Below are 25,638 nucleotides of genomic sequence, written 5' to 3'. Positions count from 1 at the left end.
CCCGGTCATGTAAACGGTTTATACTGAATCGCTGGCGTTTTCCCGCCAGCGCAAACTTTCGCCGGCCGCATGGCCGGCTGTCGCGTGGCCCGCGTGACCGCGCCTTCACCAGGAGGCAACCATGACCACCACCCCGATCGTGCCGGAACTGCCGGACACCAAGGGCTTGCAGCGGCTCGACACCGCCCACTACCTGCATCCATTCACGGACCACGCGGCGCTGGCGCAAAAGGGCGCGCGCGTGATGGTGCGCGGCGACGGCATCTACCTGTGGGATTCGGACGGGCGCAAGGCGCTCGACGCGATGTCGGGCCTGTGGTGCGTGAACGTGGGCTATGGCCGCCGCAGCATCACCGAGGCCGTGGCGCGGCAGATGGATACGCTGCCGTTCTATAACAGCTTCTTCAACACCACCACGATCCCGGCCGTGCAGCTGGCCGCGAAGCTGGCGAAGATCGCGCCCGCCGGCTTCAACCACGTGTTCTTCACGGGTTCCGGCTCGGAAGCGAACGACACCAACGTGCGCATGGTGCGCCGCTACTGGGACCTGGCCGGGCAGCCGGAACGCACGGTGATCATCAGCCGCCACAATGCCTACCACGGCAGCACCATGGCGGGGGCATCGCTGGGCGGCATGAGCGGCATGCACGTGCAGGGCGGGCTGCCGATTCCCGGCATCGTCCACATCGAGCAGCCCCATTACGCCGACTACGGCGCCGGCATGACGCCGGAGGAATTCGGCATCCATGCGGCGGGCTGGCTGGAAGAGCGCATCAGGGAGCTGGGGCCGGACAAGGTGGCCGCCTTCATCGGCGAACCGGTCCAGGGTGCCGGTGGCGTCATCATCCCGCCGGCCACGTACTGGCCCGAGATCCGCCGCATCTGCGACAAGTACGACGTGCTGCTGATCGCCGACGAGGTGATCACCGGCTTCGGCCGGCTGGGCACCTGGTTCGCCTCCGACCTGTACGGCATGCGGCCGGACCTGATCACGTTCGCGAAGGGCGTCACGTCCGGCTACGTGCCGCTGGGCGGCGTGCTGGTGGGCGACCGCGTGGCGGATGTCCTGATCAAGGGCGGCGACTTCAATCACGGCTTCACTTATTCCGGGCACCCGGTGGCCTGCGTGGCCGCGCTGGAAAACATCCGCATCCTCGAGGAAGAAGGGCTGGTGGACCGCGTGGCGAACGATACCGGCCCTTACCTGCAGCAGCGCTTCGCCAGCCTGGCCGCGCATCCGCTGGTCGGCATGGCCGACAGCCTGGGCTTCGTGGCCGGGCTCACGCTGGTCCGGCGCAAGGCCGCCAACGTGCATCAGCAGGTGAAGTTCGATCCGGCGCTGGGCGCGGGCATGCTGTGCCGCGCGCACATGTTCGAGAACGGCGTGATCATGCGCGCCGTCGGCGACCGGATGATCATCGCGCCGCCGCTGGTGATGACACGCGACCAGGTCGACGAGATGATCCAGAAGATCCGCTTCTGCCTGGACCTGACGCTGGCCGACGTGATGGAGCGGGGCTGGCTGAGCTGAGCCGAGCGACTAGCTGCCGGCGCTCAAATCCGCAGTGAAGCATAATCCGGGAGCTGTGACAATTCACGAGAATTAAGCGTTGATAAATAAGTAAAATTTATCGCAGTTTATCGTGTGGTTATTCACTCACCTGAATTAAGGCTTTTATGAAAAAAATCTTCGCTCTCGTTGCATTAGCTTTTGGATGTTTGGGAGGGCAAGCCATTGCAGCTCCCGTCACCATTGAATACAAGATGCAAGTCAGCAATATTAAAGAAAATTCTTTTCAAGTAGAGAGCTCTGACGACCACGGGTTCGATATATCGGTTGGCGAGACTGTCACCGGGTACTTCACTTATGACACCACACAGCTCATGTATACCGACGGCCCGAATGGATTTCTTCTCTGGGAAAATTTCAGTTTGGCGTTCCAATTCGAAAACAATCCCGAGCTCGTGACATTGGATCAGGACCTCCGTCTCGAAACATGGGAAGGAAGCGAGTTGCGCATTGGGGGATACGCCTACGGTGCACCGGATAGTAGTTCTGCGGGATCGACAGCATATTTCATCTTCGTCGATGACCCTTACCGACCCCTGAACGGGTACCTGCCTGCGCCCGACCAATGGACTGGTTTTCTGCCAGACAGTAATATTACTTATGTTTATAATAGCACTCAGGGCTATCTTATAGCGTCTGGAAACGTCACTTCGTTCCGTGTCGTTTCGTCCGTCCCGGAGCCAGAGGCCTACCTGATGTGGATGACCGGGGCATCGTTACTTTTGTTCGCTGGACGTAGCCGGCGGCGGCAATCTAGCTGACATTTCAGGAGGCGGCACGCGGCACGTGGACGGCTGCCTCCTGCCGGTTCTTGAGCACCTGCGGCGCCAGCGAACCGATGATCATGCCGGCCAGCGCGGCCAGCAGGCCGGCCAGCTGGCCCGGGAACGCTTCGCCCCAGCTTGATATCTGCGGGAAGAACAGCACCCACACCAGGATGCCGGCACCGATCGACAGGATCGCACCCTGCGTGGTGGCGCGGCGCCAGTACAGCCCCATCACCAGCGGAATGAAGGCGCCCACCAGCGTCACCTGGTAGGCGGACGACACCAGTTCATAGATCGACGTGCCCTGCATGGCGATCGCGTACGCCAGCACCAGCGCGGCGAAGATCACGATCGTGACGCGCATTGCCAGCAGCTGCTGCTTGTCGCTCATGCCGGGGCGCAGGTTCTTCAGGATGTTTTCCACGAAGCTCGTCGATGGCGCCAGCAGGGTGGCCGACGAGGTGCTCTTGATGGCCGACAGCAGCGCGCCGAAGAACAGGATCTGCATCACCAGCGGCATCTTCGTCATCACGAAGGTGGGCAGCAGGCGCTGGTAGTCGTTCTTGGCCAGTTCCATCGCGCTGTCGCCCATCACCACGACCGCCGCCGCCACGATGAACATCGGCACGAAACCGAAAATGATGTAGCTGGCGCCGCCGATCACCGCGCCGGTGCGGGCGGTGGGCGCATCCTTGGCGGACATCACGCGCTGGAACACGTCCTGCTGCGGAATGCTGCCGAACATCATGGTGATCGCGGCGGCGAAGAAGAACACGATATCGGTGAAGGTGGGCTCCGGCAGCAGGCGCCACAGGTCGGCACGCTGCGCCATGTCCAGCACGTTGCCGGCGCCGCCGGCCAGGTCGGCCGCGAAGAACGCGATGATCGTCATGCCCACCACCAGCACGATCATCTGGATGAAGTCGGTCACCGCCACCGCCAGGAAGCCGCCGACCACCACGTAGATCAGCACGGCCAGCGTGCCGATCACCATGCCTGCGGCCGGCGCCAGCGCGCCGTTCGTCAGCACCGTGAACACGAGGCCCAGCGCGGTGATCTGCGCCGCCACCCAGCCCAGGTAGCTGAGGATGATCGCCACCGAGCAGAATACCTCGATGCCCTTGCCGTAGCGCTGGCGGTAGTAGTCGCCGATCGTCAGCAAATTCAGTTTATACAGTTTGGTGGCGAAGAACAGGCCGACCAGGATCAGGCAGGTGCCGGCGCCGAACGGGTCTTCGATCACCGCGTTCAGGCCGCCCTGCACGAATTTCGCCGGCACGCCCATCACGGTCTCGGCGCCGAACCAGGTGGCGAAAGTTGTCGTGATGACCATGATCAGCGGCAGGCTGCGGCCGGCGACGGCGAAGTCGCTCGTGTTCTTGATCCGCGTGCCCGCCCACATGCCGAGGCCCAGCGTTCCCAGGAGATAGAGCGCGACGAAAATGATCAGGGTGGTGTTCATGCGTTTGGAACTTTCGGGGGCGGAAAAATGCGGGCGGAAAATCCCGGATTATAAAGGCAGGATGCGGCCGCGGCAGCAACTTTACGGGCGATTGGCCGCCGGATGTTGTAAGGGGGAACAGCCGGCCCGGCGCCGGTCGTCGGGAAACTTGACGCGTCCTGCCGGGCGCCGAGGCGGTGCGGGGCGTGGTGGACGTGGCATGGCTTATGCGAGATCAAAGTATCCAAAGCATGCAGTCTGGCGAGCCGCACGGCCAGCCGGCCGGCGGTCCCACTTTCCCAAGGAGCCCATCATGAAACAGGTCTGGCAGTTGATCGGGGCAACGGTGCTGTCCGCCAGCGTGGCGGAGAGTGCGCAGGCGATACCGCTGTCCACGCTGCTTTCCGGCGGCACGCTGGGCGCAGGCGGCCTGGCGTTCACGAACTTCAGCGCCAGCTTCCGCGCGTCGGATCCGCTGCGCATTTTCGATCCCGCGGCGATCGACGTGACCGCGCTTGCCGGCGGGCCCGCTGCCGGGACCTGGCTGAGGTTCGAGGTGGGGGGCGGCGCGTTGACGGTACGGGGCGAGGGCGGCGGCGCACCGGCCTTCGCCGGCCTGCGGATGCGCTTTCGCGCGGCCGCGCTGGATCCCGCACGGGCTGGCGCGGTGCTGGCCACGCAGGGCAACGCGATCGACATGCGGCTGGAAAACCGTGGCGTCCATGTCGGCGATGCCGCCGTCAGCCCGGACATCGCCGGCCCGGTGGCGTTGCCCGGCGCGCCATGGAACGGCAACTCCGCGGACTGGTATTTCCCACTCGGGGCGGTTCCGGCGGTGCAAGCTGCGGGCTTCCCGTCGCAGGCCGAGCTATGGATCCACAAGGATGCGCTGGTATGGGCGACCGACCGGGCCCACACGGTGTCGCTGCTGGTATTCTCGCAGCGGTTCGGCCTGGAAGTGCCCGAGCCCGGCAGCCTGCCATTGCTGGCGGTTGCCGGGCTCGCGGCCGCGGCCGTGCTCGGGAAAAAACGGCTGGCGCGGTAAGGCTGTGCCGTTGCCAGGCGGCGCCAGGTCATCGAAGCCACCCGGCGCCATTCCTGTACGCTTATTCCTTCAGCGCCGCGGCCAGTTCGGCCACCCTGGCGCCATCGGCACCTACCGCCTTCGCCAGGCGCTTGCCGTAGTCGGCATCGGCCTTGTGGAAGTGCGACAGCATGGTGTACAGGCTGGCCTGGTTCTTCACGCGCTTCAGGTCGCCGGACAGGTTGGCGATCAGGTCATTCTTGTCCTGTGCCGAGAGTGCGCGGTAGTAATCGCCGGCCTGCTGGAAGTTCAGCGTTTTCGCGATGCGCTGCTGCTGCGTGGTGCCGGCCAGCGGCAGATTGCTGCCGCGGGCATTCGGGTCTTCGGCCAGGTTGGCGATGCGGCTCGGCTGGTAGTTCACCGTGCCCTTGCGGCCGTCGATGTTCATCGCGCCATCCTGCTGGTGGTTGCGCACCGGGACCAGCGGCTTGTTGATCGGCAGCGACTGGAAGTTCGCGCCCAGGCGGTGGAATTGCGTGTCCACGTACGAGAACAGGCGACCCTGCAGCATGCGGTCTTCCGAAGCCTCGATGCCCGGCACCAGGTTACCCGGCGCCATCGCGACCTGCTCGGTGGCCTCGAAGAAGTTGTCCGGCACCTTGTTCAGCACCATCGTGCCCACCTTGCGCTCGGGGATGTCCGGCCAGGTCTTGGTGGCGTCCAGCGGATCGAAGGCGAACTTGTCGAGGTCTTGCGGTTTCAGCACCTGCACCGTCAGGTCCCAGGTCGGGAACTTGCCCGCATTGATCGACTCATACAGGTCCACCGTGGCATGGCTGGTGCTCTTGCCCTGGATGGCGGGAATTTCCTGCGGGCGCAGGTTGCGCTCGCCCTGGCGCGATTTCCAGGCGAACTTGGCGTACACGTAGTCGCCCTTGGCGTTGACCAGCTTCAGCGCATGCACGCTGCTGCCGTTCATCTGGCGGTAGTTGGCCGGCGTGCCCCAGTTCGAGTACACGCGGGTCAGCATCGCCGTGGCTTCCGGCACGTGCGAGAAGAAGTCGAACACGCGTTCCGGTTCCTGCACGTTGGTCACGGGATCCGGCTTCAGTGCGTGGATCATGTCGGGAAACTTGATCGCGTCACGGATGAAGAAGATCGGCAGGTTGTTGCCGACCAGGTCCCAGTTACCTTCCTGCGTATAGAACTTGGTGGCGAAACCGCGCGGGTCGCGCGTGGTCTCGGCGCCCGAACGGCCCGGGATCACGGTGGAGAAGCGCACGAACACGGGCGTGACCGTGCCCTGGGCGAACAGCTTTGCCCTGGTCAGGTCGGACAGGTCGTCGGTGGTGGTAAAGGTGCCGTGGGCACCGGTGCCGGTCGCGTGCACCACGCGCTCGGGAATCCGCTCGCGGTCGAAGCGCTGCAGCTTTTGCACCAGGTGCACGTCCTGCAGCAGCGTCGGGCCGCCGCGGCCGGCCGTCTGGCTGTTCTGGTTGTCGCCGACGGGGGCGCCATTGTCTTTCGTCAGCGTTTGGGCATGGGCGCCGGTCGACAGCGACGTCAGCGCGGAAACGATGGCCATGGCGCACAGCAGTGCGCGGCCTGGCCTGGAAGCCATGAACTCCATATACTCTACCTATCAAATCTAATGTTTAAGGAAGGCTTATACTATCGATCGGCCTGTCATTATGGAAATTCATTGTCACTATCGATCTGATAGTTAATTCCTTGTCGATCGCGTGGACGAGAAGGGACGCTAAGGGGCGATCGGGGACGATACGGGGCGGTAGAATCGGCGGACACTTCAAGGAGACAGCCATGAACGATTCCGCCAGCTGGCACGAGCGCGCCCGCGCGCTGCACATCGACGGCCGCGCCTTCATCGGCGGCCAGCGCACCTGGTCGAGCACCGGCCAGCAATTCGGCAACCGCTCGCCGGTCGATGGCCGCGATCTCGGCCCGGTCGCCCGCTGCGGTCCGGAAGATGTGGAAGTGGCCGTCGCCGCGGCGCGCGCGGCGTTCGAGGATGGCCGCTGGGCCGGCATGGCCCCCGCGGCGCGCAAGCGCATCCTGGTGAAGTTCGCCGACCTGATGCTGCAGCACCGCGACGAACTGGCGCTGCTGGAAACGCTCGACATGGGCAAGCCGGTCAAGTACAGCCTGGCTGTCGACCTGGCAGGGGCGGCGAACTGCATCCGCTGGTATGGCGAAGCGATCGACAAGCTGTATGGCGAGATCGCGCCCACGCCGGCCGACAGCCTGGCGCTGGTCACGCGCGAGCCGGTCGGCGTTGTCGGCGCGATCGTGCCGTGGAATTATCCGATGCTGATGGCGTCGTGGAAGATCGCGCCGGCGCTGGCGGCGGGCAACAGCGTGGTGCTCAAGCCTTCGGAAAAATCACCGCTGACGGCATTGCGGCTGGCCGAACTGGCGCTGGAGGCGGGCATTCCGCCCGGCGTGTTCAACGTGCTGCCCGGCTATGGCAACGAAGCGGGCAGTGCGCTGGCGCTGCACATGGATGTCGACTGCATCGCGTTCACGGGCTCGACCCGCGTGGGCAAGCAGATCGTGCAGATGGCGGGGCAGACCAACCTGAAGCGCGCGTGGACGGAACTGGGCGGCAAGTCCGCCAACATCGTCTGCGCCGACTGCCCGGACCTGGATGCGGCCGTGGCGGCCTCGATCGGCTCGATCTTCTTCAACCAGGGCGAGAGCTGCAATGCGCCGTCGCGCCTGTTCGTGGAAGAGCCGATCCGCGAGCGTTTCCTCGACAAGGCGCTGGCCATGGTGCCGGACTTCACGCCGGGCGACCCGCTCGATGCGAACACGGTGATGGGTGCCATCGTCGACGAGATCCAGCTGGCCACGATCATGAAATACATCGGCGAAGGCAAGCAGGCCGGCGCGCGGCTGCTGGCCGGCGGCGAACGCGTGCGGCTCGACAGCGGCGGCTATTACGTGGCGCCGACGATCTTCGATGGCGTCGATGCCGGCATGAGCATCGCCCGCGAAGAGATCTTCGGCCCGGTGCTGTCCGTGCTGAGCTTTACCTCGCTCGACGACGCGGTGAAGCAGGCCAATGCTACCCCGTACGGCTTGCACGCGGCCGTGTGGACGGCGGACCTGTCGAAGGCCATCCGGACCTCGCGCGCGCTGCGCGCCGGCACCGTGCACGTCAACCAGTACGACAACGACGACATCACCGTGCCGTTCGGCGGCTACAAGCAATCCGGCAACGGCCGCGACAAATCGCTGCATGCGTTCGACAAGTACACGGAGTTGAAGACTACCTGGATCCAGGTGTAGGCCCGGTCGTCCGGCCGGCGCATCCAGTCCATCCAGTCCATGCGGGCCACGCGGTGACGGCTGGCGCGACGCCAGGCATCATCGCTGCCGGGCCGCCAGCATGCGCTCGAGCAGTTCCGTCAGCCGTTGCTGGTCCGCCGCGCCGAGCCCCCCGGTGAGCGGCGCCAGCGCCTCCAGCATCTGGCCGTGCAGCTGGCCGAACAGGCTGGCTCCCTCTTCGGTCAGGAACACGTCGGTAGCCCTGCCATCTTGCACGTTCGGTGCGCGGCCCACCAGGCCGCGCTTTTCCGCCCGGGCGATAAGTCCCGACATCGTCTGCTTCTCCAGCCCCAGGTAGTCGGCCAGCTCCACCATGCGGGGACGCCGGTCGGACAGGATGCCGAGTACCCGCATCAGTGTGAGCGACAGGTCATGTTCGGCACCGATTCTGTTCAGCACGGCCATGGTCGCGAAGGCGGCCGGCACCAGCGCGTCCGCCAGGTCTTTCCCGGGCTGGGTTCCCGGATTCGTGGATTTCTGCTTTGTCATCGTGATCGTATCTTGACATAGTTCGCAATGCGACTCAATATTAGATCGTAATACGAACTTTCCGAACTTTTATCGTACGCATCATCCACCGGGAGAATCCCTTGAAAGCTGCCGTCATCACATCGTTCGACCATCCGCCGCGCTACACCGAGATCGGCGAACCCGTGCCGGAAATGCCCGGCGAAATGCTGGTCGAGGTCCTGGCCGCCGGCCTGCACCACATCACCCGCGGGCGGGCCGCGGGGGCGCATTACTCGAGCACCGGCCGGCCGCCGCTGGTGGCCGGTGTCGACGGGGTGGGGCGCGGCACGGAAGGCAAGCTGCGCTACTTCGTCCAGGCGCCGGACCGGATGGGCACGATGGCCGACAAGACCGTGATCGCGCTGGCCGACAGTATCGAGTTGCCTGGCGATTGCGACCCCGTCACCATCGCCGCCGCGATGAATCCGGCGATGGCGTCCTGGCTCGCGCTGCGCTGCCGCGTGCCGTTCCAGGCGGTCCAGAGCGTGCTGATCCTCGGGGCCACCGGCAGTTCGGGGAACATGGCGGTGCAGGTCGCCCGGCACCTGGGCGCGGAGCAGGTGATCGCGGCCGGCCGCGACGAAGGCAGGCTGGCCAGGCTGCGCGAACTCGGCGCCACCGCTTGCGTGACCCTCGGCGATGCGCGGCTGGGCGAGCTTGCCGCCGAGGTGGACGTGGTGCTCGATTTCGTGTGGGGCGAGCCGGCCGTTCTCATCATGGAAACGGTACTGCGGCGGCGAAAGGACCGCGGCGCACCGATCACGTGGCTGCACATCGGCTCCATGGCCGGCGATATCGCGCCGCTGCCGGGTGCGCTGCTGCGTGGCGCCAATGTCGAGATCGTGGGGAGCGGGCACGGTTCGGTATCGCACCGCGCGATCCTCAGCGAGCTGCCCGCGCTGGCAACGGAGATCGTCCGCGGCACCTTCCGCATCGACGCCAGGGTCGCGCCGCTCAGTGGCGTGGAGCAGGCGTGGTGCGAGGCGAGCCACGGCACGCGGCTGGTCTTCGTGCCGTGAAGAACGCTGCAGGAAGACGATGGAGGTTCCAGATATTAGGAGCCTGTCACAGCCGTTAAGTTGAGCGCGTTACCCGGCACATTGAAAGCGCATGCGTTCACCCCAACAGCGAAGGGCTGGGGTCAGGAAGGAATGCTGGCATGCATGCCAGCATCGTTCCGCAGGCGCGAAGCACGCTTCGCGAAACCCCTGCTTCACCCCGGCGGGGCGTAGCCGGGGTTTCAAGGAGCATCGCTCCTTGCCGGCGTAGCGGTACTGGCCTGCCAGCCAGTACTCCTCTCTGACCCCGGACTCTGCACTTGGGGTGGGCTATCCAAGCGGCGTTGGACCCTGTCACCGGTTTTCAACAACGGTGACAGGCCTCGGCGGACCGCCCATTTACCGGGCAACTTCGCTTAGAAGCAGTGCTCGAGCGCGGGGAAGCTGCCATCCTTGACGGCGGCAACGTAGGCGGTGAAGGCCGCTTCGATGGTCGGCTGGCCATCCATGAAGTTGCGCACGAAGCGGGCCTTGCGGCCGGGGAATACGCCCAGCAGGTCGTGCATCACCAGCACCTGGCCGGAGCAGTCGGGGCCGGCGCCGATGCCGATGGTGGGGATCGTCAGCGCTTCGGTGACGGCCTTGCCGACGGTGGATGGCACGGCTTCGAGCAGTACGATCGAGGCGCCGGCGGCCTGCAGTTTCAAGGCATCGGCCTTCAGCGCATCGGCGCTTTCCACGGTCTTGCCCTGCACCTTGTAGCCGCCCAGCTGGTGCACGAACTGGGGCGTCAGGCCGATATGGGCGCATACCGGCACGCCGCGCTCGACGAGGAAGCGCACCGTGTCGGCCAGCCAGCCGGCGCCTTCGATCTTGACGATGTGGGCGCCGGCCTGCATCAGCTGCACGCAGCTGGCCAGGGCCTGTTCCGGCGTGCCGTAGCTGCCGAACGGCAGGTCGGCCATGATCATCGCGGACTTCGCACCGCGCGCCACGGCGGCCGTGTGGTAGGCCACTTCTTGCACGGTGACGGGCAGCGTGGACGAGTGGCCATTGCAGACCATGCCCAGCGAATCGCCGATCAGCAGGATTTCAACGCCGCTCTTGTCCATCAGCGCGGCAAAGCTGGCGTCGTAGCACGTCAGCATGGAGATTTTTTCGCCGGCGGCGCGCAGTGCGCCCAGCGAGGGAATCGTGACGGCCTTGTTCGCCACCGCTTTTGCCGGTGCCGGCGTGCCGCTTGTCGCTTTTGCAGCACCCTGTGCGGCGCCGGACAAATCACTACCCTGCAGATAACCAGACATGGAAGTCCTCTAATAAAATCGTTACGGCGCGTATTCTAAACCCCAAGCGAACGACCGTGCAGAAGTGGGCCCCGGGGAGCAGCTTTACCAGGCGGCTTCAGGACCGGAAGATGAAATACACGGCGCCGACCAGGCACAGGCCCGCCCAGATGTAGTCGGTCTTGAACGGCTCGTTCATGTAGATCATGGCGAAGGGTACGAACACGGAGAGCGTGATCACTTCCTGCATGATCTTCAGCTGCGCCAGGCTGTATTGCGTGTAGCCGATCCGGTTGGCCGGCACCTGCAGCAGGTATTCGAACAGCGCGATGCCCCAGCTGGCGAAGGCCGCCACGTACCAGGCCTTGGTGGAGAAATTCTTCAGGTGGCCGTACCAGGCGACCGTCATGAAGATGTTCGACAGGGTCAGCAGGCCGGCGGTCTGCACGATGACGGGAATCTGCATGGCGGCTCAGTCGAGGCGTTCGATGCGCTGGCCGGCAACGTCCGGCGCGAACGATGCGGCGGCGCCGAGGCCGGGGACGGCAACGTCCGGCGCGATTTCCAGCAGCGGCGCCAGCACGAACGCGCGCTGCGTCATGCGCGGATGCGGCACGGCCAGCGTGGGGGTGTCGATGATGTCGGCGCCATACAGCAGCAGGTCGAGGTCCAGCGTGCGCGGCGCGTTGCGGTAGGGGCGTTCGCGGCCGTGCTCCCGCTCGATCGCGAACAGCGCCTCCAGCAGCGCGTGCGGCGCCAGCGTGGTGTCGATGCGGGCCACGGCGTTGATGTAGTCGTCGCCGGAGGAATCGACCGGCGCCGTGCGGTACAGGCCGGAAACGGCGGTGACGACGATCCCGGGCACGCGCCGCAGCCGTGCGATGGCATCGATCGCGTTGGCGCGCGCGTCGCCCAGATTGGCGCCGATGCCGATGAACGCTTCCAACGCTTCCGCTGCCATCAGTCGATGGTGGGCGTGGTCGGGGCCGTGTCCGGCGCGCCGCCTTCGCCGCGCTTGCGGCGCGGGCCGCGGCGGCGGCGCTTCGGGGCCGCCGCCGTGTCGCCTTCGTGTTCGCCTTCGGCATGCAACTCGTCGCCTTCGAAGCCGTCGTCGTCGGCGGCTTCCACGGCTTCGGCGCCTTCCTCATGGCGCGTGCCGCGGCGTGGTGCGCGCTTGCGCTTGCTCGCCGCACCGCCGCTGGAAATGGCCGTCACCATCTCGGCGCGGACCGTTTCGTCGGCTTCGTAGAACGCGCTCCACCAGTCGCCCAGCTCCTGCTCGATCTCGCCGGAAGCGCAGCGCAGCAGCAGGAAATCGTAGCCGGCGCGGAAGCGCACGTGTTCCAGCAGCTTGTACGGATTCTTGCCGTTGCGGCGCTCGAAGCGCGGCTGCATGGCCCAGATGTCGCGCATGTCGGAACCGATCTTGCGCTGCAGCGCCAGCTTCTCGGTCTGCGATTCCAGCACTTCGTCCGCGGCAATGTGCAGCGCGGGGATCGGGAATTCGCCGGAGGCCTGGTAGGCATTCCACTTTTCCAGCACCTGGTGCCACAGCAGCGAGGCGAACAGGAAGCCCGGCGACACGGTCTTGCCGGAAGCGATGCGCTTGTCCGTCGCTTCCAGCGCCAGCGTCACGAACTTGAAGCCCAGCGGCTGCTCGAGCACCACGTCCAGCAGCGGCAGCAGGCCATGGTGCAGGCCGGCCTTGCGCAGCTGCAGCAGGCACGCCAGGGCGCTGCCGCTCATCAGGAGCTTGAGCATCTCGTCGAACACGCGGGCGGCCGGCACGTTGTTGATCAGCGGCGCCATCACGGCGATCGGCGCATTGGTGGTCGGCTCGATCTCGAATCTCAGCTTGGCGGCGAAGCGCACCACGCGCAGCATGCGCACCGGGTCTTCCCGGTAGCGCGTTTCCGGCTGGCCGATGATGCGCAGCAGCTTGGCGCGGATATCGCGGATACCGCCGTGGTAATCGAGCACCTGCTGGGTGGCCGGGTTGTAGTACATGGCGTTGATGGTGAAGTCGCGGCGCTCCGCATCCTCGGCCTGGCTGCCGAAGGTATTGTCGCGCAGCACGCGGCCGTGTTCATCCTTCGGCGCGTTGTCGATGGCGCTGCCGCGGAAGGTGGTCACTTCCAGCAGGTCCTGCCCGAACATCACGTGCACGATCTGGAAGCGGCGGCCGATGATGAAGGCGCGGCGGAACAGCTTCTTGACCTGCTCGGGCGTGGCGTTGGTGGCGATGTCGAAGTCCTTGGGCTTCACGCCCAGCAGCAGGTCGCGCACGGCGCCGCCCACCACGAAGGCCTCGAAGCCCGCTTCCTGCAGCGTGGACGTGACGCGGACCGCGTTCGACGACACCATTTTCGGGTCGATGCCGTGCTGCTCCGGGCCCAGGATTTCAGGTTCGCTGCTGTTGTGGGCATCCTTGACGCCCAGGATCTTGCGGATGAATTTCTTAATCATTGAATAGTTGGAGTAAAGCCCAGCCGCGCTCGTTGGCGTGGCGGGTCAGGACGGCATTCGGGTTGGTGGCGACCGGATGCGAGACGATCGACAGCAGCGGCAGGTCGTTGTGCGAGTCGCTGTAGAAATACACGCTGTCGAAATGCTCGAGCGTTTTCCCCATCTGGTCCAGCCATGCCCTGGTATGCAGGATCTTGCCCTCGCCCTGCGTGGGCTTGCCGGCGAGGCGGCCGGTGATGCGGCCATCGACGATTTCCGGCATTGCCGCGATCAGGTGATCGACGCCGAACGCTTTCGCGATCGGCGCGGTGACGAAGTGATTGGTGGCCGTGACGATGGCCACCATGTCGCCGGCGTCGAGGTGCCGCTGGAGCAGCGCGCGTGCCGCGGGCGTGATGTTCGGTTCGATCACCTCGGCCATGAACTGCTGCTGCAGCGCGGCCAGCCGCTCCGGTTCGAACGTGGCCAGCGTGCCCAGCGCGAACTCCAGGTATTCCACCGGATCCAGGGTGCCGGCCTGGTACTGGGCGAAGAACTGGTCGTTGCGATGCGCAAAGGCGGCGGCATCGACGGCGCCCTGGCGGCACAGGAACTGCCCCCACTCGTAGTCGGAATCGATGGGCAGCAGGGTGTGGTCGAGGTCGAAAAGGGCCAGGTTCATGGGGGCTTTCAATGGCGCTTCAATCTTTTTCCGCCTGCAGCCACTCGCGCAGCAGCGGCAGGGTGATCGGACGCTGGGTTTCCAGGGAATATTGGTCGAGCGAGTCCAGCATCGAGGACAGCGAGCGCATGTCGCGCCTGAAATGGGACAGCAAATAGGGTAACACGCCCGGCGACAGCGTCAAGCCGCGGCTGGCCGCGGCCTGGGACAGCGCCGCCACCTTCTCGTCGTCCGACAGGCCGTGCAGCTGGTAGATCAGGCCCCAGCCCATCCGCGTGCGCAAGTCCTCGCGCACCGGCAGCACGGCCGGCGGCACGGCGCCGCTGCACACCATCCAGGCACCGTTGGCGCGGATCTCGTTGAACAGCGCGAACGCGTCGATCTGCGCCACCGGCGACAGCTTTTCGCAATCGTCCAGCAGGTACAGGTCGACCTCGGGGGAATACACGAATTCGGATTCGATCGAAAACGGCGAGATGTAGCGTGCCCGCTCCGTGGCGGCCAGGGCGCGAAGCAGGTGGGTCTTGCCGGCCCCCACTTCACCCCACAGGTAAGCGAAATGTTCGCGCGAGCTGCGGCCGGCGAACTGGCGCATCAGCGCCGCCACCTCGGCATTGCGGCCCACCTCGAACGATTCGAGCGTGTGGACCGGCTCGGCCCCGAGGTCCAGCACCAGCTGTTTCATGGCTGCCGCCCCGGGTTCCTTGTCATTTCGATCATTTTTTCGCTCATCACACCCTGCATTATATAAAAGTGCAAGGTGATGCCCGGCAAGGCGAACGTGTCCTGCCATTGCGCCGCCCGGGATACCGTTTGTTCTCGTTGTGCGGTCGGCGGAAGGGGCATGGAGGCGAAAGTTGGGGATTTGGTGGGAACGTTTTGCTAAAATAGCGGACTTGATGGCACGAATTTGACGACTTTTCGCGGACTTGATGGCGAAAATGCCGCAATTGCCTTCTACGTATCCTATCTATTCTACCGCCTCCGCCGCGAAATACACCATGAGCCAACCTTCCAACGTATCCCTGTCCTACCGTGACGCAGGCGTCGACATCGACGCAGGCGATGCCTTAGTCGAAGCGATCAAGCCCTTCGCCAAGCGCACCCTGCGCGAAGGCGTGATGGGTGGCATCGGCGGTTTCGGCGCGCTGTTCGAGATCAGCAAGAAGTACAAGGAACCGGTGCTGGTGTCCGGCACGGATGGCGTGGGCACCAAGCTGAAGCTGGCGTTCGAGCTGAACCGCCACGACACGGTCGGCATCGACCTGGTGGCGATGAGCGTCAACGATATCCTGGTGCAGGGCGCCGAGCCGCTGTTCTTCCTCGACTATTTCGCCTGCGGCAAGCTGGACGTGCCCACCGCGACCGACGTCATCAAGGGCATCGCGCAAGGCTGCGAACAGGCCGGCTGCGCGCTGATCGGCGGTGAAACGGCCGAGATGCCGAGCATGTACCCGGCCGGCGAATACGACCTGGCCGGCTTCGCCGTGGGCGCCGTGGAAAAGTCGAAGCTGATCGACGGCACCAAGATCGCCCCGGGCGACGTGGTGCTGGGCCTGGCATCGTCCGGCGCGCACTCGAACGGTTACTCGCTGGTGCGCAAGATCATCGAAGTGGCCAAGCCGGACCTGGACGCCGACTTCCACGGCCGCAAGCTGGCCGACGTGCTGATGGCGCCGACCCGCATCTACGTGAAACCGCTGCTGGCGCTGATGGAATCGATGGAAGTGAAGGGCCTGGTGCACATCACCGGTGGCGGCCTGGTGGAAAACATCCCGCGCGTGCTGCAGGATCACCTGACGGCCGAACTGGATGGCAAGTCCTGGACGATGCCGCCGCTGTTCCAGTGGCTGCAGCAGCACGGCGGCGTGGCCGACGCCGAAATGCACCGCGTGTTCAACTGCGGCATCGGCATGACCGTGATCGTCTCCGCCGACAATGCGGATGCCGCGATCGCCCAGCTGACCGCCGCCGGCGAGACCGTGTCGCGCATCGGCACCATCCGCGCCCGTGCCGAGGGCGAGCACCAGACGATCGTGGTGTAACGCGATGAATGCCCGCCTGCCGGAAGAGCGCATCGTCGCCTTTTTGCAGGCGGAGTTGCCCGACCTGCTGGGCGTGTGGCTGTTCGGCAGCCAGGCCAGTGGCCATGCCGACGCGCAGAGCGATGTCGACCTTGCGGTGCTCGTGGCCGGCAAGGCCGACCCCTTGGGCTTGTGGGATATCGGGCAGAAGCTGGCAACGGTCGCCGACCGCGACGTCGATCTTCTCGACCTGCGCGCCGCCTCCACGGTCATGCAGTACCAGGTGATCACGGAAGGTCGCCTGCTGTGGCAGCGGGATGCGCAAGGCATCCTGTACGAGAGCGCAATCCTCAGCGACAAGACGGAACTCGATACGGCGCGCGCCGGCCTGCTGGCGGACATCCGCCGCGAAGGAAAAGTGTATGGCAACCCCGGGACCTGATGACGTCATCCTGAACAAGGCTGCGACGATCGAGCGTTGCGTGGCGCGTGCGCGTGACGAATATGCAAAGGACCCGACCACCTTCGCAACGGACTTCACCCGCCAGGACGCGGCGATCCTGAACATCCAGCGCGCATGTGAAGCCGCACTGGATTGTGGCCAGCACGTGATCCGGCGCGAGCGGCTCGGCATTCCGCAGAGCTCGCGCGACGTGTTCCGCTTGCTGGCCGACGGCGGCTGGATCGATCCGGCATTGTCGGGCCAGATGCAGAAGATGGTCGGCTTCCGCAATATCGCGGTACACGACTATCAGACGCTGCAGCTGCCGATCACGGTGGCGATCATCCGGGATCATCTCGACGATTTCCTCGCCTTCTCCAGCCAGATGCTGAGCCAGTCTTCCGCTGGCTGACCGGACCTTCTTATGGTTTCAGGATCTTTGCCACCCGCGCGCAGCGCAGCCGGAACGCATCCGGCATGCCCGACCCCAGCAATGGCCGCAAGTACAGCCGGAACGCGTCGGTGACGTCGGTGCCGGAGGGGGCGATGAATTCGTCTTCCATCGTGCGCGTCTTGCCCGCCACGTCGGACAGCGGCAGCAGCGCGTAGTCGGCCGAATAGAAGCCGGTGCGGCGGATCGCCACGGAGCCGTCGCGGTCGCCCCAGAACGCGTATTGCACGGCCTTTTCGCCCACCTCGCGCGCTTCGCGCTGGTCGACGTCGGACACGCAGCCGATGAACGAGCGCTGCAGGTAGCCGAAGGTATCGCCGCGCACGCGCTTGATCCGGAGCTTCGCCTTGATCTCGTCGCACAGCAGGTCGGCCAGCGCGCCGGTGCCGGACAGTTGCACGTTGCCGTGCGCATCCCGTTCCACATCCTTGGCCAGCAGCGTGGCGATCGGCTCGCCGCTGGCGTCATGGATGCCTTCCGAGACCGCGATCACGCAGCGGCCGTGCCGCTCGTACGTGGCCTTCACGTCCGCCAGGAACGCTTCGATCGAGAAGGTGCGCTCGGGCAGGTAGATCAGGTGCGGCCCGTCATCGGGGAATTTCTTGCCCAGCGCCGAGGCGGCCGTGAGGAAGCCGGCATGCCGGCCCATCACCACGCCGACATACACGCCGGGCAGCGAAGCGTTGTCGAGGTTGGCGCCCGCGAAGGCCTGCGCCACGAAGCGCGCGGCGGACGGGAACCCGGGCGTGTGGTCGCTGCCCACCAGGTCGTTGTCGATGGTCTTCGGGATGTGGATCGCCCGCAGCGGGTAGCCGGCGGCGCGGGCCTGTTCGCTGACGATCCGCACGGTGTCGGAGGAATCGTTGCCGCCGATGTAGAAGAAATGCTCGATCTCGTGCGCGCGCAGCACGTTGAAGATTTCGGCGCAATACTTCACGTCCGGCTTGTCGCGCGTCGAGCCGAGCGCGGACGATGGCGTGGCCGCCACCAGTTCCAGGTTATGGCTGGTTTCCTGCGTGAGGTCGACGAACTGTTCGTCGACGATGCCGCGCACGCCGTGCAGCGCGCCGTACACCCGCGTCACGTCGCGGAAGCGCCGCGCTTCCAGCGCCACGCCCACCAGCGACTGGTTGATGACGGCGGTGGGGCCGCCTCCCTGTGCCACCAGAATTTTGCCGGAGCCCATGCGAGAACCTCCTGTCGTTGATCGTCGGGTCAGGCGCCAGCTTACTCCGCTTGCCGCTCCGCGTGGTGGCCTCTTCATCGAATCTTCACCGAACCGTCAGGTCGCCTTCATGGGCCGCGGGCACAGTATCCGCACCACACTTCAGCGGAGCCATCCATGACTTGCAAACCGAACGTGGCGGCACTGGCCGCCCTGTCCCTGCTGGCCGCCTGCGGCAGCAACGACAACAACAACCACAACAACAACCACAACAACGGCAACCATCCCCCGGCCGCGCAGCCGCGCTACCAGGCCACCATCCAGCGCACCTCGTACGGCATTCCCCATATCGAAGCAAAGGACGAGGCCGGGCTGGGCTTCGGCATCGGCTATGCCTACGCCGAGGACAACGCGTGCCTGCTGGCCAGCGAGATCGCCACCGTGAACGGCGACCGTTCGCGCCATTTCGGGCCCGACCTGGCGTCCTCCGAGAACCCGGATTTCGCGGTGAACAACCTCGATTCCGACTTCTTCTTCCGGCAATGGAACGACGATGCGATCGTGCAGGAAGCCTGGCAGGCGCAGCCCGCCGAGGTGCAGGCGCTGATGCGCGGCTATGCGGCGGGCTTCAACCACTACCTGGCGGAGCGCGGCGTGGCCGGATTGCCGCAGGCGTGCCGCAACGGCAGCTGGGTACGGCCAATGACGGAGCTGGACCTGATCCGCCTGATGCGCCGCACCGGCATGACGGCCATGGGCTGGATCGGCCATATCGGCGCCACCCAGCCGCCCGGGCAGGGGAGCACGCCGGCGCCGGCAGCGGCGCGAACGCGGCAGCCGGCCCGGTTGCCGCCGCCACGCCTGACCGCCAGCAATGCCGTCGCCATCGGCCGCGAGGCCAGCGCCGATGGCGGCGGCATGCTGCTGGGCCAGCCGCACCTGCCCTGGGGTGACGCGCAGCGCTTCTACCAGCTGCACCTGACGATCCCGGGGAAGATGGACGTGATGGGCGCGACACTGCCCGGCCTGCCCGCCGTCGGCATCGGCTTCACGCGCGACTTCGCCTGGACGCACACCACGGATACCTCGGCCCACGCCACCGTCTACGCCTTGCAGCTGGACAGGCAGGATCCCACCCGCTACATCGTCGATGGCCAGTCGCGGCCGATGCTGCGGCGCACGATCACCGTGCCGGTGAAGAATCCCGACGGCAGCATGGGAACGCGCAGCCGCACGCTGTACAGCACCGAAGACGGGCCGTTGTTCTCGCATCCGGAGGGCCTGGCGTGGACCAGCACCACCGCCTACGTGCTGCGCGACGCCAATGCCGTCAACCACCGCGTGGTGGCGCAGTGGTACCGGATGAACCTGTCGAAATCGCTGGCGGAGCTGAAGGACGCCAACCTGCGCCTGGCGGGCAATCCATGGAATAACACGATCGCCGCCGACCGCGCCGGCAATACGCTGATGATGAACGTCTCTCCCATCGCCAACCTGCCGGACGATGCGCTGGCCGGCTGCGTGGTGCCCGAACTGGCCGAGCTGGCGAAAGCGGGCTTGTATGTCCTCGATGGCAGCCGCGCCGCCTGCGCCTGGCGCAACGAGCCGGGTGCGCCGCAGCCCGGGACCGTGCCGGCCAGCCGGCTGCCCGTGCTGGAGCGCCGCGACTATGTGCATAACGCGAACGACAGCGCGTGGCTCAGCAACCCGGCCGCGCCCCTGGCGGGCTTCCCCGCGCTGGTATCGCGCGACAGCGAAGAGCAGGGCGCCCGCACGCGGCTGGCGCTGAGCGAACTGGCGGCGCGGCTGGGCAAGGGCAAGCTGACGCCCGCCGACCTGCAGGAGATGGCACTGGACAACAAGGTGTACCTGGCGCCGCTCCTGCTGCCCGATCTGCTGGCGTGGTGCGGCACGGCGGGTGCCACGGCCGAGCTGGCAACCGGCTGTGCCGGCCTGGCGGCGTGGACGGGGGACGCCGGCCTGGATGCCGGGGTCGGCCTGCCGTATTTCACGGCAACGATGCTCGACACGCTCGCCACGCCCGGAGCATGGAGCGTGCCGTTCGACCCGGACGATCCGGTCCATACGCCGCGCGGCCTGAACTACCGCGATCCGGCCATCGCGCAGCAGCTGGCCGACAGCCTGGCCGGCGTGGTCGGGCTATTCGAGAGCGCGGGGATTCCCGCCGATGCCAGGCTGCGGGATTTCCAGGTGAGCCGGCGCGGTGGACCGGCCGTGCCGATCCACGGCGGCGAAGGCGCGCTGGGCATCTTCAACACGATCGACGTGGTGGCCGAGCCGCACGATGGCCGCTTCGAAGTGCGCGGCGGCACCACCTATGTGCAGGTGGTGGGCTTCGGCGCCGATGGCCCGCGTGCCCAGGCGCTGCTGGCCTATTCGCAATCGGCCGATCCGGCGTCGCCGCACCACGCCGACCAGACGCAGCGCTTCTCGCGGGGCGAGTGGATCACGCTGCCGTTCACGGCCGCCGAGATCGCCGCCGACCCGGCGCTGAAGAAGCGGGTGATCGTCAGCAACTGAGCAGCAGCAACCGAGCAGCAGCAACTGAGCGCCGGCGGATGCTCAGGCCAGCGCCACCGGCAGCCGCCGGATACGCTGGCCGGTGGCGGCGAACAGCGCGTTGCATAGCGCCGGCGCCACCAGCGGCGGGGCGATCTCGCCCAGGCCGCAGGGCGCGGCGCCCGGTTCCTGCACGAAGTGCACTTCGATCCGGCGCGGCATGTCGGCGTGCCGCAAGACGGGCGTGTCATGGAAATTCGCGTTCGCCACGGCGCCGTCGGCCAGCCGGATGCCGCCGTGCAGCGCGGCCGACAGGCCCCAGGCGATCCCCCCTTCGACCTGCTGGCGCGCGCCATCGGCGTTGACCACGAGGCCGCAATCGACCACCGCCACCACGCGGGTGATCTGGAATTGCGTGCCGCGCACCGCCACGTCGATCACCATCGCGCAGTAGCTGTCGCCGTGCAGGTAGGGATACACGGCGAAACCGCGGCCGGTTGCCATGTCCGCTGTCGCACGCGTTCCCGTGCGCGTTCCCGTGCCCGCCGCCGCGGAAAGGGCATCGCCCCATCCTGCCAGTTGCGCGGCCCGCTCCACCACCCTGCGCAGGCGCGCCTGGCTGACCTTGTAGCGATCGCCCGCCGGCTTGTCCGCGCCGCCGGCCAGCAGCGCCAGCCGAAATTGCACCGGGTCGCGCGCCGCCGCATGGGCCAGCTCGTCGATGAAGCATTCCTGCGCGAAGGCCCAGTGGTTCGCCACCACCGAGCGCCACGCGCCGCCCTGCAGCGGGCTGCCGCTCTGGGCGTTGGCGAAGGCATAGCGCACGTGGCCGGCATCGTAGCCGAACCATGGGATCTCGCCGCGCGCGCTGGCGAAGTAGGCGCGCGCCTCGTCGTGGTGCCAGGCGGCCAGCGTGCCATCGGCGTCCAGGCGGGCGCGCAACCGGCTGTGCGCATACGGGTGGAAATGATCGTGGCGCAGGTCGTCCTCGCGCGTCCACGTCACCTTCACGGGAACGTGGCCGGCCGCGGCCGAGATGCGCACGGCCTCGATCGCCGTATCCATGTAGAAGCGCCGCCCGAAGCCGCCGCCGGAAAAGCACGGGTGCACCACCACGTCCTTTTGCGGCAGCTTGAACAGCTCGGCCAGGCCATCGCGCCAGCCGTTCGGCGATTGCGCGCCCACCCATACGTCGATCCGGCTGCTGGTGTGGTGCGCCATGCAATTCATCGGTTCCATGCAGGCGTGGGCCTGGAACGGGTACACATATTCCGCCGCCATTTCCCTGCCGCCTTCGGCCGCGCTACCCTGTTCGCCGAGCACAACGGCATCGTCCAGCAAGCCGGCGGCGTGGGCTTCCCAGGCCGCGCTGTCGTATGCGGGGCCGGCCGGCGCCTGCCACTCGACCGTCAGCGCGCGCCGCCCCTGCAGCGCCGCCCAGGTGGACGTGGCGATGACAGCCACGCCATCCTTGCTGGAGTAATAGGGCGCGGGCGGCACCACGTTCCGGGCCGGCGCCACGTGGCCTTCGATCAGCACCACGGCGCGCACGCCCGGCACGCGCAGCGCGCGCGACGCGTCGAACGACCTGACCTTGCCGCCCAGCCGGGGCGAGCGCTCCACGCTGGCATGCAGCATGCCGGGGATGGCGGTATCGATGCCGTATGGCTGCTCGCCGCGCACGATCGCTTCGGCGAACACATTCGGATGGCTGCCACCTGGCGCGGGTGCCTCGCGCAGTGGCGGTGCCAGCTTGCGGAAGGCTTCCCGGTCCGGCGGCGCATCGGCGGCGGCTTCCGCGGCCAGCGCGCCGAACGACAGGCGCTGTGCCGGCAACGGGCCCATGACATGCCCCGCCTGCACGGTGCACGCGGCGCTGTCGCACTGCCAGCGCCGTGCGGCGGCGGCCACCAGCGCCTGCCGCGCCAGGGCCGCACCGCGCCGCAACGGCAGCCAGCTGTCCTTGACGGAGTTGCTGCCGCCAGTGCCGGACAGCACGTAGCGCCCGCCCGTCTCGGCCACCGGCACCACGCGCAGCGCGGCCATCGGCACCCCCAGCTCCTGCGCGAAGATCATCGCCAGGCTGGTACCCACGCCTTGCCCCATTTCATGCTGCGTCAGCGCGAATTCCATCGGACCTTCCGGCGGGATGCGCAGGAAATACCCGACATGCGCGCCGGCGCTGGCGCCGGTTGTCTTGCCGCGCGCGGCGGGCAGGAAGCCTTCCAGCAGGAGCCCGCCGCCGGCCAGCGCCATCAGCTTCACGGCATTACGCCGTGTCATGCCCGCGCTGCGCTTCATCATGCCTTGCCTCCCGCAGCCTGGGCGATCGCGGCGCGCACGCGCGGGTAGGTACCGCAGCGGCACAGGTTGCCGTTCATGGCTTGCGTGACCTGGGCATCGGAGGGCTGGGGATGGGTCTCGAGCAGCGCCACGGCGCTCATGATCTGGCCGGCCTGGCAGTAGCCGCACTGGGCCACGTTGCAGTCCACCCAGGCTTGCTGCACCCGGTGCAGCCGGCGCGTCTTCGGATCGGCCAGGCCTTCGATGGTGCGTACCTGCTTGCCGGCCAGGTCGCCCAGCGCGACACTGCACGCGCGCACGGCGGCGCGGTCGACGATCACCGTGCAGGCGCCGCACTGGCCGGCGCCGCAGCCGAACCTGGTGCCTGTCATGCCCAGCACGTCGCGCAGCGCCCACAGCAGCGGCATGTCGGGCGCCGCGTCGACCGACATGCGGCGCCCGTTCAGGATCAGTTTCGTGGCCATGGCGCCCCCCGGCATGGAAAAGCCCATTATCGGCCGGGCGTCATCGCGATTCTGTCGTCAATTGTCCTGTTTTTGTACGCCGGGCCCGATGTGCCGGTCGAGGAATTTCTCGACACGGCTCCAGAAGTCGATGCGGTTCTTGGGCAGCCGCCAGCCGTGGCCTTCTTCCGGATACTCGATCCATTCGACGTCCTGGTTGGTGGCGGCAACGGCGTCGCGGAAGCGGGTGCCGTGGGCGCGCGGCACGCGGCGGTCGGCGCCGCCATAGGCCATCAGCAGCGGCTGGCGCAGCCGGCTGGCCTGCTCGACGGGCGAGACGGCCATCAGCTGGTCCGCTTCCTTGTCCAGGTCGCCGATCAGGCGCGGCATGCCGTAGCGGATGTACTGGGCCGGCAGGTCGGAGCTGTGGAACCAGCTGCCGCCGTACATCAGCTTGATGTCGGTGACGCCCACCCAGTTGATGCCGCAGCGGTACAGGTCGGGGTCCTTGATCAGGCCCATCAGCGTGGCATAGCCCCCGTAGCTGGCGCCGGCGATGCAGATGCGCGCCGGATCGGCCACGCCCTGCGCGATGGCCCAGCGGGTGCCGTCGGCCACGTCGTCCTGCATGGCGCGGCCCCATTGCCTGAAGCCGGCCGTGAGGTGTTTCGCGCCATGGCCGGTGCTGCCGCGGAAATCCGGCTCCAGCACCGCATAGCCGCGCGAAGCCAGGAATTGCGTATCGGCGGACCATTCCCACACCGCTCCCCGTACCCACGGGCCGCCGTGCACCAGCACCACCATCGGCAGCTTGTCGGTACTTTTCGCGCCATGCGGCAGCGTCAGCAGGGCCGGGATCGGCAAGCCATCGCGCGCCGGGTAGCTGACCAGGTGCTGGCGGCCCATCTTCGTGGCATCGAGCTTCGGCTGCGACTGGCCGAGCAGGTCCAGCTTGCCCGTATCGCGGTTGTAGACGAAGTAGGTGCGCGGCTGCATGTCCGAATACGTGGTGACCAGCACGAACGGCGCTTCGGGCCGGCGCGGCAGCGAGATCAGGTTGACCAGGCCGGGCAGCAGCGCATCGACCTTTTCCTGCAGCGCCTTCATGTCGGCATCGAGCCATTCGGTGGCGTACGTGTCGCCCAGGTAGCGCACGCCGACCAGCTTGTCGCCGCTGCGGATCAGGTGGCCCGAGAAATCGTAGCGCTGGACCGCAAAGCGCGGCACCGGATCGACCTTGCCGGCCGCCAGGTCGAACGTGTGGATGGCGATCTTGTCGCTGCGGTGGCGCGCCGCCACGTACAGGCGGCCGTCGGCATCGAAGTCGAGCGGCGTGAAGCCGCCCGCGCTGGATACCCAGGCATCGAAGGTGGTGATGGCGCGCCACTTGCCGCTCGCCGTGTCGCCCCTGGCGTCGCCTGCCTTGTCTTCTTCGCGCAGCCAGATCGTGCTCTTGCCGTCCGCCAGCGTGATGGCCATGCGCGGTTCGCCGCGCGCGTCGAGCACCCACTGCTGCACGCTGCCGGGCATCGGCACGCCGGTGCTGCGGCCGGTGCGCGTGTCCAGCCGCAGCAGCTGCTCCGAGCGCACCGCGCCACCCGGCTCGAAGCTCACGCTGCGCACGTAGACGGCGTCCGAATCCTGCGCGCCCCGCTGCGGCAGCATGTAGGTATGCCAGGGCAGCAGCTTCGCCGCGGCCGGCGTGGTGATGAAGCTGGAACGGCGCTGCGCCAGCTGGCGGAAGTTCTTGCCGTCCCGGTCCACCGCGAACAGGCCCGGCGCGGCGTTCACGTCGCCCGCGCCGACGTCCTTGTCGGTACTGTCGAACAGCAGCCGGCCGTCATTGACCCACTGGAAGTCACCGACGTCGCCATCGGAAAACTCGGCCACCACCTGCGCCTTCGAGGTGGCCAGTTCGACGACGACCAGCCGGTCGCGCCCGCTCGGGCCGGGTACCTTGGCGGCGACGTGCTGGCCATTGGGCGACAGTTGCGCGCCGCCGAACGAGGACGGGCCGAAGAAGTCGGCCACCGGCGGCGGGGCGGCGGGCGCCGCGTGGGCGCCGGTCAGCAGGCTGGCGGCCAGCAAGAGGAGGGAGAGATGCGACAGCAGGGAACGGTGCGGCGATTTCAAAGGCATGTCCGGTGGGAGATGAATGACGAGTTTGGCAAAGCCGGCAACATAGCATGCCGGCCACCGCTGTTTTCTCTCGGAATGTCAC

At 66.8% G+C, this 25,638-nt stretch carries 22 protein-coding genes; 9 read left to right on the top strand and 13 right to left on the bottom strand.

Annotation, left to right across the window (positions count from 1 at the left end; all coding sequences use genetic code 11):
• Positions 1-121: 121 nt before the first annotated feature.
• A complete protein-coding gene (locus OU994_RS30340; protein WP_281608927.1) occupies positions 122-1,531 on the top strand; it encodes an aspartate aminotransferase family protein in 1,410 nt (469 codons plus the stop codon).
• Between the two features lie 146 nt (positions 1,532-1,677).
• Positions 1,678-2,331, top strand: a complete 654-nt coding sequence (locus OU994_RS30335; RefSeq protein WP_281608926.1) for a hypothetical protein — start codon at positions 1,678-1,680, stop codon at positions 2,329-2,331.
• Between the two features lie 4 nt (positions 2,332-2,335).
• Here OU994_RS30335 and OU994_RS30330 read toward each other — a convergent pair whose 3' ends face one another.
• A complete protein-coding gene (locus OU994_RS30330; RefSeq protein WP_281608925.1) occupies positions 2,336-3,799 on the bottom strand; it encodes a sodium:solute symporter family protein in 1,464 nt (487 codons plus the stop codon).
• A gap of 292 nt (positions 3,800-4,091) precedes the next feature.
• On the opposite strand from OU994_RS30330, the gene OU994_RS30325 reads away from it, so the two are divergent.
• Complete coding sequence (locus OU994_RS30325; RefSeq protein WP_281608924.1) at positions 4,092-4,823, top strand: PEP-CTERM sorting domain-containing protein; 732 nt, start codon at positions 4,092-4,094, stop codon at positions 4,821-4,823.
• 61 nt (positions 4,824-4,884) lie between these two features.
• Here the strand turns inward: OU994_RS30325 and OU994_RS30320 are convergent, their stop codons facing one another.
• Positions 4,885-6,423, bottom strand: coding sequence for a catalase (locus OU994_RS30320; RefSeq protein ID WP_373922511.1), 1,539 nt, complete (start codon positions 6,421-6,423; stop codon positions 4,885-4,887).
• A 200-nt stretch (positions 6,424-6,623) separates the two neighbouring features.
• Here OU994_RS30320 and OU994_RS30315 point away from each other — a divergent pair, with 200 nt between their 5' ends.
• Positions 6,624-8,111 (top strand): aldehyde dehydrogenase, encoded by a 1,488-nt coding sequence (locus OU994_RS30315; protein WP_281608923.1) that lies wholly within the window; start codon positions 6,624-6,626, stop codon positions 8,109-8,111.
• A 78-nt stretch (positions 8,112-8,189) separates the two neighbouring features.
• Here OU994_RS30315 and OU994_RS30310 read toward each other — a convergent pair whose 3' ends face one another.
• Complete coding sequence (locus OU994_RS30310) at positions 8,190-8,639, bottom strand: MarR family winged helix-turn-helix transcriptional regulator (RefSeq protein WP_281608922.1); 450 nt, start codon at positions 8,637-8,639, stop codon at positions 8,190-8,192.
• Between the two features lie 101 nt (positions 8,640-8,740).
• Here OU994_RS30310 and OU994_RS30305 point away from each other — a divergent pair, with 101 nt between their 5' ends.
• Entirely contained in the window at positions 8,741-9,679 is a 939-nt protein-coding gene (locus OU994_RS30305; protein ID WP_281608921.1) for a zinc-binding dehydrogenase, read from the top strand.
• A gap of 395 nt (positions 9,680-10,074) precedes the next feature.
• Here the strand turns inward: OU994_RS30305 and panB are convergent, their stop codons facing one another.
• The 6 genes from panB to hda form a co-directional block, all read right to left on the bottom strand.
• Positions 10,075-10,962, bottom strand: a complete 888-nt coding sequence (panB, locus tag OU994_RS30300) for a 3-methyl-2-oxobutanoate hydroxymethyltransferase (RefSeq protein WP_281608920.1) — start codon at positions 10,960-10,962, stop codon at positions 10,075-10,077.
• Between the two features lie 97 nt (positions 10,963-11,059).
• Positions 11,060-11,407, bottom strand: coding sequence for a DMT family protein (locus OU994_RS30295; RefSeq protein WP_281608919.1), 348 nt, complete (start codon positions 11,405-11,407; stop codon positions 11,060-11,062).
• 6 nt (positions 11,408-11,413) lie between these two features.
• Entirely contained in the window at positions 11,414-11,902 is a 489-nt protein-coding gene (gene folK, locus OU994_RS30290; protein ID WP_281608918.1) for a 2-amino-4-hydroxy-6-hydroxymethyldihydropteridine diphosphokinase, read from the bottom strand.
• The gene (gene pcnB, locus OU994_RS30285) at positions 11,902-13,407 is read right to left on the bottom strand and encodes a polynucleotide adenylyltransferase PcnB (protein WP_281608917.1); all 1,506 of its coding nucleotides are present in this window, start codon (positions 13,405-13,407) and stop codon (positions 11,902-11,904) included. Before pcnB ends, folK begins: the two co-directional genes overlap by 1 nt.
• Positions 13,400-14,068, bottom strand: a complete 669-nt coding sequence (locus OU994_RS30280) for an HAD family phosphatase (RefSeq protein WP_281608916.1) — start codon at positions 14,066-14,068, stop codon at positions 13,400-13,402. Before OU994_RS30280 ends, pcnB begins: the two co-directional genes overlap by 8 nt.
• Positions 14,069-14,087: 19 nt before the next feature.
• Positions 14,088-14,753 (bottom strand): DnaA regulatory inactivator Hda, encoded by a 666-nt coding sequence (hda, locus tag OU994_RS30275; RefSeq protein ID WP_131143719.1) that lies wholly within the window; start codon positions 14,751-14,753, stop codon positions 14,088-14,090.
• 316 nt (positions 14,754-15,069) lie between these two features.
• On the opposite strand from hda, the gene purM reads away from it, so the two are divergent.
• Genes purM through OU994_RS30260 form a run of 3 tightly spaced genes read left to right on the top strand, consistent with a single transcriptional unit; the run spans position 15,070 to position 16,946 of the window.
• The gene (gene purM, locus OU994_RS30270) at positions 15,070-16,113 is read left to right on the top strand and encodes a phosphoribosylformylglycinamidine cyclo-ligase (protein ID WP_131143720.1); all 1,044 of its coding nucleotides are present in this window, start codon (positions 15,070-15,072) and stop codon (positions 16,111-16,113) included.
• Positions 16,114-16,117: 4 nt separating this feature from the next.
• A complete protein-coding gene (locus OU994_RS30265) occupies positions 16,118-16,534 on the top strand; it encodes a nucleotidyltransferase domain-containing protein (RefSeq protein WP_281608915.1) in 417 nt (138 codons plus the stop codon).
• Positions 16,515-16,946 carry a DUF86 domain-containing protein gene (locus tag OU994_RS30260; RefSeq protein ID WP_281608914.1) on the top strand — a complete coding sequence of 144 codons (432 nt, stop codon included), beginning with the start codon at positions 16,515-16,517 and terminating at the stop codon, positions 16,944-16,946. Before OU994_RS30265 ends, OU994_RS30260 begins: the two co-directional genes overlap by 20 nt.
• A gap of 10 nt (positions 16,947-16,956) precedes the next feature.
• Here OU994_RS30260 and OU994_RS30255 read toward each other — a convergent pair whose 3' ends face one another.
• The gene (locus tag OU994_RS30255) at positions 16,957-18,171 is read right to left on the bottom strand and encodes a 6-phosphofructokinase (RefSeq protein ID WP_281608913.1); all 1,215 of its coding nucleotides are present in this window, start codon (positions 18,169-18,171) and stop codon (positions 16,957-16,959) included.
• Positions 18,172-18,327: 156 nt separating this feature from the next.
• Here OU994_RS30255 and OU994_RS30250 point away from each other — a divergent pair, with 156 nt between their 5' ends.
• Positions 18,328-20,691: a penicillin acylase family protein gene (locus OU994_RS30250; protein WP_281608912.1), complete on the top strand. Its 2,364-nt coding sequence runs from the start codon at positions 18,328-18,330 to the stop codon at positions 20,689-20,691.
• A gap of 42 nt (positions 20,692-20,733) precedes the next feature.
• Here OU994_RS30250 and OU994_RS30245 read toward each other — a convergent pair whose 3' ends face one another.
• From OU994_RS30245 to OU994_RS30235, 3 genes are read right to left on the bottom strand one after another with little or no spacing between them, the layout of a single operon-like run.
• The gene (locus tag OU994_RS30245) at positions 20,734-22,974 is read right to left on the bottom strand and encodes a molybdopterin cofactor-binding domain-containing protein (RefSeq protein ID WP_281608911.1); all 2,241 of its coding nucleotides are present in this window, start codon (positions 22,972-22,974) and stop codon (positions 20,734-20,736) included.
• Positions 22,971-23,438 carry a (2Fe-2S)-binding protein gene (locus OU994_RS30240; RefSeq protein ID WP_281608910.1) on the bottom strand — a complete coding sequence of 156 codons (468 nt, stop codon included), beginning with the start codon at positions 23,436-23,438 and terminating at the stop codon, positions 22,971-22,973. Before OU994_RS30240 ends, OU994_RS30245 begins: the two co-directional genes overlap by 4 nt.
• 57 nt (positions 23,439-23,495) lie before the next feature.
• Complete coding sequence (locus tag OU994_RS30235; protein WP_281608909.1) at positions 23,496-25,550, bottom strand: prolyl oligopeptidase family serine peptidase; 2,055 nt, start codon at positions 25,548-25,550, stop codon at positions 23,496-23,498.
• Positions 25,551-25,638 lie beyond the last annotated feature (88 nt).

Source organism: Pseudoduganella sp. SL102, assembly GCF_027856995.1.
GTDB lineage: Bacteria > Pseudomonadota > Gammaproteobacteria > Burkholderiales > Burkholderiaceae_D > Rugamonas > Rugamonas albidiflava.
The sequence above is the reverse complement of the archived record's forward strand: the minus strand, read 5'-3'. Positions and strand labels throughout refer to the sequence as shown.